8 protein-coding genes are annotated in these 7,240 nt (G+C 36.0%); all 8 read right to left on the minus strand.

The window, feature by feature from the left end; translation table 11 throughout:
- Positions 1 to 190: 190 nt before the first annotated feature.
- A complete protein-coding gene (locus K5G00_RS19310) occupies positions 191 to 1,774 on the minus strand; it encodes a sulfatase family protein (RefSeq protein ID WP_238767843.1) in 1,584 nt (527 codons plus the stop codon).
- A 156-nt stretch (positions 1,775 to 1,930) separates the two neighbouring features.
- Complete coding sequence (locus K5G00_RS29810; RefSeq protein ID WP_317235557.1) at positions 1,931 to 2,656, minus strand: 6-bladed beta-propeller; 726 nt, start codon at positions 2,654 to 2,656, stop codon at positions 1,931 to 1,933.
- Positions 2,657 to 2,660: 4 nt separating this feature from the next.
- Complete coding sequence (locus K5G00_RS29815; protein WP_262921393.1) at positions 2,661 to 3,083, minus strand: 6-bladed beta-propeller; 423 nt, start codon at positions 3,081 to 3,083, stop codon at positions 2,661 to 2,663.
- A 27-nt stretch (positions 3,084 to 3,110) separates the two neighbouring features.
- The gene (locus tag K5G00_RS19320; protein ID WP_262921394.1) at positions 3,111 to 4,277 is read right to left on the minus strand and encodes a 6-bladed beta-propeller; all 1,167 of its coding nucleotides are present in this window, start codon (positions 4,275 to 4,277) and stop codon (positions 3,111 to 3,113) included.
- 420 nt (positions 4,278 to 4,697) lie between these two features.
- Positions 4,698 to 5,612, minus strand: coding sequence for a DUF6807 domain-containing protein (locus K5G00_RS19325; protein ID WP_238767846.1), 915 nt, complete (start codon positions 5,610 to 5,612; stop codon positions 4,698 to 4,700).
- A 1-nt stretch (position 5,613) separates the two neighbouring features.
- Positions 5,614 to 5,850 carry a hypothetical protein gene (locus K5G00_RS19330; RefSeq protein ID WP_238767847.1) on the minus strand — a complete coding sequence of 79 codons (237 nt, stop codon included), beginning with the start codon at positions 5,848 to 5,850 and terminating at the stop codon, positions 5,614 to 5,616.
- A gap of 30 nt (positions 5,851 to 5,880) precedes the next feature.
- Positions 5,881 to 6,891 (minus strand): Gfo/Idh/MocA family protein, encoded by a 1,011-nt coding sequence (locus tag K5G00_RS19335; protein WP_317235558.1) that lies wholly within the window; start codon positions 6,889 to 6,891, stop codon positions 5,881 to 5,883.
- 6 nt (positions 6,892 to 6,897) lie between these two features.
- Positions 6,898 to 7,113 carry a hypothetical protein gene (locus K5G00_RS19340; RefSeq protein WP_238767851.1) on the minus strand — a complete coding sequence of 72 codons (216 nt, stop codon included), beginning with the start codon at positions 7,111 to 7,113 and terminating at the stop codon, positions 6,898 to 6,900.
- Positions 7,114 to 7,240 lie beyond the last annotated feature (127 nt).

Consider the following 7,240-nt stretch of genomic DNA (forward strand, 5'->3'; position numbering starts at 1 on the left):
TTGTCCAAAAAGTAAAATAAATTGAAATGAAACTTTCATTTTATAACCGGCTTTCGTTTTAGCCCTTCAAACCTCTCCTAAAGAGGGAGGCTTAAAGTCCCCTACAGGGGATTTAGGAGTAAGAAACAAAGCGGTTACTTACGAATGTAAGTTAATCCCATTATGAAATAACTTTTTAAACAACCTCTTTTTATTGTTCCGGTTCGGGAAATTGCCGCATTGGACTGTAACGTAAATAAGAGTCAAATACTTCCGGATTTGGACCTGTTACGCGTGGATCACCCGTTTCCTTCAATTTATTAAGCAGGGCACTTTTTAGTTGTTTTTCAAGCGCCTGATATTTTTGATCCCCCGCAAGGTTATCCAGACATTCCGGATCTTTTTTGATATCATAAAGTTCAAATTCCGGCCTCTTCCCCACCGACCATTCAAAATATTTGTAAATATTTTTGTCATTGCGATTTTCAACAATAAACGATTTGGTTGGGCAAGCATCGATGTCAGTATATGCCCAGTCGGAATGATGAACTCCATTCTCATCGATACCATACATAGGAAGAAGTTCATCCGGATTTTCAGGATTTATTCGTTGAGGTGCTCCTGCCGGCCACCGTTCCGGTTTCATATTCCAGATTAAAAGAAAATCTTTACTTCTGATGACCCGTTGCGGGTAGCCCCAATTTTTATAACGCGACGATGAATGACGCTCCCTTCCTGCAAAAACATACGCTCTTGCAGCATCCGGATTGTCCGGGTTTTCAAGAATAGGTTTCATACTTTTTCCAAAAATCGGTTTCATTCCCTGTGCAGAGCTTTCTGTCAGCTCCAGAATTGTAGGTGCAAAATCAACAAATGAAACCGGGCTGTCAACAACTTTTCCGGAAGGAAATTCTTTTGGATACCGAACAGCCAGTGGCACATGAACTCCATACTCAAAACCATTTGCTTTTGCGCGGGGGAAAGGCATTCCATTGTCGGCAGTAACAATTACAATCGTATTTTCAAGTTCTCCGATTTCTTCCAGATAATCCAGCATACGTTGCAAATGCAAATCAAACCACTCAATTTCAACTGCATAATCAAGCAAATCTCCTCGTATAATTTTGTCATCCGGCAGAAACAGAGGCACTTTTGCGTCTTTTATCTTTTTATTTGTTCTTTTCCAGGAATCCTCTTCATACGCCCTGTGAGGCTCATAACATCCGTACCAAAAAAAGAAAGGTTCATTTTCAGGCTGATGTTCCATAAAATATTTAAAGTTCTCAAAATAATTTGTTGTATGAATTCCTCCCGCCGTTCGTTCATCATTTTCTTTCGTATAGCGGATATTTGAACGGGCAACTCCCGCTGCATCTTCTTTTCTCCAGAGCGAATCGCCTTCATTACGCGCATATTGAAAAGGGCCAACTCCCTTGCCTGTCCGGCCTGTGTAATAGCCGTTTTTATCCAGCATATCAACAAAAGGAACATATTTTTTTAACCATGAAGAAGCATGCTGACCCGATTGTTCATTTTGCCAGTGATACCGTCCGGTTACAATTGTACTCCGCGAAGGAGCACAACCGGGTGAACCGGCATAACAGTTTGTAAAATAAATCCCTTCGGCAGCCACTCTGTCAAAAGCCGGTGTTTTAACAAAATTGCATCCGGCAAATCCGGTATGCGAAAACGACTGATCGTCGGCAATGGCAAAAAGAATATTGGGCCGTTTCTGAGCCAAAGAAAAATACGTTATCATCAAAAACAAAATAAGAAAAACACTTAATCTTTTCATTGGATAATTTGCTTTATGAAAAACCAGGTTTAGTTTATGTTTCCATAAAGATAAAAGAAAAACCTCCATATAATATTCTTGTACGAATTTAAAAGTGAGAAAGACAATTTGCAGTATGTTTTATATCTTTTAAATAAGAAGCTTAGGTGCTTCGAATCAATGTTTTGGTTTAGTAAATATTATAACCGGATTCTCATTAACCTTCATTGCAAGTAACTTTTTAAATTCACTGATTAAAGAACTGTCAATTTTTCCTTTCGAATATTTCAACCTAAATTCATAATTTATTCCTCCTGATAATTTATAATGCGGATAGAAAACGTTTATAAATTCCTTTTGTTGGACATTTTGTGGTGTTATCTGTACAAATAAATCATGTAAATTATTATGTATATATTTTCTTATCTCCCTTGTATTAGTGTTATAGTAAACGGAATAAGTTTTTTGCTTTAGTACAAATTTTATATAAACCCAATCACCTAATTCCAAAAAAGTAATTATAGAATGAACATAATTGGAATTTGTTATATAATTCCTAAAGTCTTGCTGACTATTTAATGTAGATATATAATTTTCAGGAGAATTGTTTGACAAAAAATCAAAATAGTACAGAGGTTTAAATCCTTTTTTTGAGTATGAAAATACAGTATAATTAAATGAGGTAAAAAATCTTACTTTGGAATCTTTTTTCATAAAGTTATTTCTAACTATATAATTAAAATCAGGATTCCTTTCCGGAATAATTAAGTGTTTTTCTTTTATAATTCCATCCAAATCCAGTACAGCCAGTGAATGTTTCATGTTGTTGCATTCGGCAAGGTTATGGATCAATAAGTTGTTTTCGTAAACAAACAGCGATGTCCCGTAAACATCTGTTTTTATACTCTTAACAAAGTCTCCTAAGGGGGTATACCTTTATTTTTTTATTTTGTGTTAATACGTAGATAAAGTTTTTGGAACTGTCAAATGTTATATCGAAAGCACTATTCAGCTCCTGAGGGCCATTCCCTTTTTTTCCAATAGTTCTAATGTACTTCCCATCGGCAGAAAAAAGAGTAATCTTTTGGCTTGATCGGTCAAAAATGATTAGCTCACCTTTGGCTGAAACACATAATCTGTCTATTGAATTTATTAAAGCATCAGGGTGTGTCTCCAAATAAACAAACCTTTCAAATGAAAGTATTTCGTATAACGATTTAATATTTTCACCTTTTAAATCAATTTCAATCTTTTCTCCTTCTTCTTCAGTTTTATCAACCGAACAACTGAAAAAGAAGAGTAAACAAACATTGATTATAAGTAACTTCATAATTAAAAACTAACATTGATTTTTAATCTAAAAGCGATACTTCGCAAATACGATTATAGGGTTGTTCGATAGTTTTTCCACATCTTCCAGTGTATATTCTTTTGTATTTGAAGCACCATTCATAAATTTCAACAATGGTTCCGTTGATTTATAATTATAGGGGGCAACCATAAAATAAAATCTTTCCTTGTCACATCCTATTAATGCTGGTATTTTTCCATGCAAATTCAAACCAGTAATATCATCGTTTAAATGGCTTTGGTCATAATGTACAATTTGTCCGCTTTCTTTATTATATATAAAAACACAAACTTCTCCCTTAATTACATAGTGTAGTTCAATGTATTCATCCGTTTCAAAGTATTTATGTAAAAGACACTTTTCAATGTTATCACGGTTGAACATCATTAACCTGGCTTTTTCTTCAACAGAAAGTGATGCATAATCATCATGATCGTATGTATATTTACCATAATTAATTGCCCGAAAAGGATAAGATTTTTTTTCATCTATTTTGTAAATTGTATCATTTGCTAAAGCCCAATAGGTGATATAGTTGGGATTTGTTTGTAAAAAAGGAGAATAAACTATAGTTCCTGAGACATCTCTTTTTTTGTGAACCAAAGAAAAACCTTTGAATTTAAAATTCTCGTCCGTTCTGTAAAGCAGGCAATCTGTTTTGTAAGGAGCTTCAAAATAATAAGTTTCACCTAATTTTTTAAACCCTGTTGAGCTAAAATCATAGCTGCTCTCTTTTAGTAAATTCCCCTGTAATGAAAAACTCTTTATCATTTTATATCCCAATACATCAATTCTATTTTTTTCAGGAATAATTTCAAAATCCATTGGATATGTCAGTTCTCCCGGGCCGTTTCCTTTACGGCTTATTGAACGAATAAAATTCCCTTTCATATCGAAGACGAGAACACTCTGAGCACCAAAACAATCCAATATATAGATTAATTCATCATGAATAATAATTTTGTAAATTTCGCTAATCATGCTCTTATTGGTGAACTTTAAGGGAACTATTTCATATTCGGAAATTATATCCGACATTTTAACATTTTGAAAATCATAAACCGGAACTTCTAAATCAAGGAATGACGTGTTACCTTGTATTGTCTGATTATTATTGCAGGCGGAAATTATCAGATTAATAACAATTAAAAAAAATAAATTTAGGTTTCTCATAATTTTTATAATTAAATTTTCGGGAGGATATACCTCCGATTGATTTATTTATAAAATATCGCTACAAATACAATGAAGATGATTATCGTAATAACTCTATTTGTTCTTTATTTTCATGTTGCCAAAACAGAAGATTTAAATGTAAACTTTGCTCACACCATAATATCGATTTATGCGCAATTCATAAAATTTTAATTTGAAAGATTGCCGGGGTCTTGACCCTTTCTTGATTTTCTATTTTAACATTATCTGTTAAAACCGGGGCAAACTTTTATTTAAGTCGATTACAAGATATAACCTATTTTTTCAAAATGAGAATGTATTTACATATTAATTTAAAATCGCTTTAATTAAATATCTTCTCATTATCAAGAGATATAGGTTTGCGGTGTTAAAAATGAAACATAGGTGTTGATTCCATTACTTCACGATTTTCTGAATTTTCCTGTCATTCATCTTACCGGAATAAACAATTAAGGAGTACTTTAAAACCAACGATTCGGTGGTAGAAACGGGTATTGTTTTGTTTCCGGGAAAAGCGGCATTTTGCATGCTGTTTCTATCTCGCAGAATCCATTTTTGAGGATAACCGGGATTATCGGGATTATCAACAATAACAAGCCCTCCCTTTGTTTGATTGGCACCAACTGAGCCTGAAATATTTACATAACCTTTTGACTCAACCTGAGTCACTTCCGGTTTTAATTCTCCGCCGGGACCAGAAAAAATAACATCCTCCGGAAGGAGCATTCGCACCGAAAAACCACTGTAACCTTTCTCATCTTCGGAGCCACCAATTGAAAGATTTTCGGCCAAAGCCAAAAGGTGAATTTCAAAATCAATTTTCCTGTAATTACTTTTTTCGGGATGAATTGTAATCGTTGTATTCTCTTTCAGATAAGGAATTTTTTCTCCCAACCTTTTCCATTTGTCCGATTTCCATGCTACTTCGGTTTTAAAAACCGCCGAGCCATCTCTGTCAGAGACATATTCCACTTCATTAAGCTGTTGTTCAAAATCTTTTAGTTCCCAACCGTCGCCGATACGTTTATCACCAATCCAAATCTGATGCCACGCCCAGAACACTCCACGCTGATGTAAATGATCTGCCGGAAAATCTTCGGTTAGTATATTCCCTTTTATTCCCCAAAGCGGATGGATGTAATTACAACGTTCATACTGTCCTTCTTTATTTTTGGGTTCTGTTTGAAAAAAGAGCACTTCTTTTTGATTTTCAGTAAACAAAAAACCCCCTTCGGCCTTTTTCATTTTAACCTGTGAGAATCCCGGATGTCCGATTATTAAGAGAAAGAGCAGTCCATAAGTCACTTTCATTTTAGTTTCTTTGAATTAGTTTGGTAATGCCTAAAAATACCAAACGAAACAATAATACCAAAAAGTAAATAAGAAAAGTTATTCCAAGTACAATGGGAAGCTGACTTATTAGTTCGCTCCAATCGGTTTTATATTTTGAAATAGCGTAAATATTTAATCCTACTGCTGCAAAAAAACAAACCAGAAGAATAATTGCTTCTTTCTTCAACCTTGCTGCTGTAATAGTTATATTTTTCATCGTCAATTATTTACAAATTATCTGAGCCGTTTATTCCTTCTTCATCACGTATTCTGCCGGCCAGCTAACTACAGCGTTTGTATCCATGGCCTGCAAGCCAAGAAGCGCAGCCACTGTGGCATGAAAACCTTCCCTTAAAAGATTGGGATAATGTTTTCCTGTTTTAATTGCTTTGGTAAATCCCACGAGCTGTAAATAAGTGTCGTTATTGTCGTACGATTTTATCATTTTACCCGGGTCGGTACCGGCAACTTCAGGAAGCCAGGTAGCGCCGCCAATAGGGATAACATCAAAAATACCCGATTCGATGTTGTAAACCAGCTGACGAATTCCGGGTGCAGGGGGCGGATTTTCAGAATAAATCCGGTTAGCTTCCGGTTCGATGGTCCCCAGGTTTCCCATAATTTGTTCTTCCAAACCATAATGTTTGTTGGCTATCATTGAATCGTATATACATTTTACTCCATTGGGGTTATCATATACCAGTGCAACCTGATCGTATACTTCACGGCCATCTTTCCAAAAACAAATGCTCCCGCTTCCCACAACCTGCGTTGGAACCTGATCGATAAACCAGTTGGCCACCTGAATTTGGTATGTAGCCAGCTCAGTCATCAACCCTCCGGAATATTCGCGGTACATTCTCCAGTTTATTTTTCGTTCCAGCTCAGGTCCGGGAATTGGTCTTCGCCAGTCGTTATTTCTATGCCAGAACGCCCGAACCTGTGTAAGCTGACCTATTTCTCCCTGGCGAATCCGTTCCAGGGCATCGAGGTAAACCGGGTTAAAAAGCCGCTGCTGACCTATCTGCAAAATCCTGCCGGTTTGTACCGAGGTATCAACCATTTGTTTGGCGTCTTCAATCGTTCTGGCCATCGATTTCTCACAAAATACATGAATCCCGGCATTCAAAAAATCAATTGTAATATGTACATGCTCGTGAAGTGGTGTTGCAATAATAATTCCGTCCAAATCGCTAAATTCATCAAGCATCTTCCGGTAATCATAAAAAGCCTTTGCTTTTCCGTTGGTGGTTTTAATCGCTCTTTAGTACATGGGCTGATAATTGTCGCAAACCGCAACTACATCCACATTTTCAATGGCAAGCAAATTTAACAACAAACCGTGGCCCCGGCTACCAACTCCCACCATTCCCAGCCTCACTCTGTCTGAGGGCGCTCTGTTTTTCCCGTTTTCCTGTGCAAAAGCATTTATCCACGGGATAGAAGCAAGAAATGCAGTTGAACCTGCATAGATACTCATCTCCTTTAAAAACTCCCTCCGATTCCTTTTTGTAATACCAATTTGAGTATATAGTGCCGCTGTATTATCTTTGAAGCATGGGAAGACAAAGCAAATTCAATATAAAAGAGGATTTAAAAGAACTTGA

It is taken from the genome of Maribellus maritimus (genome assembly GCF_022267315.1).
Classification (GTDB): Bacteria; Bacteroidota; Bacteroidia; order Bacteroidales; family Prolixibacteraceae; genus Draconibacterium; species Draconibacterium maritimum.

Coding starts and splice junctions, on each gene's coding strand:
- K5G00_RS19310 (WP_238767843.1), bottom strand. CDS start 1,774: ATGAAAAGATTAAGTGTTTTTCTTATTTTGTTTTTGATGATAACGTAT.
- K5G00_RS29815 (WP_262921393.1), bottom strand. CDS start 3,083: ATGAAGTTACTTATAATCAATGTTTGTTTACTCTTCTTTTTCAGTTGT.
- K5G00_RS19320 (WP_262921394.1), bottom strand. CDS start 4,277: ATGAGAAACCTAAATTTATTTTTTTTAATTGTTATTAATCTGATAATT.
- K5G00_RS19325 (WP_238767846.1), bottom strand. CDS start 5,612: ATGAAAGTGACTTATGGACTGCTCTTTCTCTTAATAATCGGACATCCG.
- K5G00_RS19330 (WP_238767847.1), bottom strand. CDS start 5,850: ATGAAAAATATAACTATTACAGCAGCAAGGTTGAAGAAAGAAGCAATT.
- K5G00_RS19340 (WP_238767851.1), bottom strand. CDS start 7,113: ATGAGTATCTATGCAGGTTCAACTGCATTTCTTGCTTCTATCCCGTGG.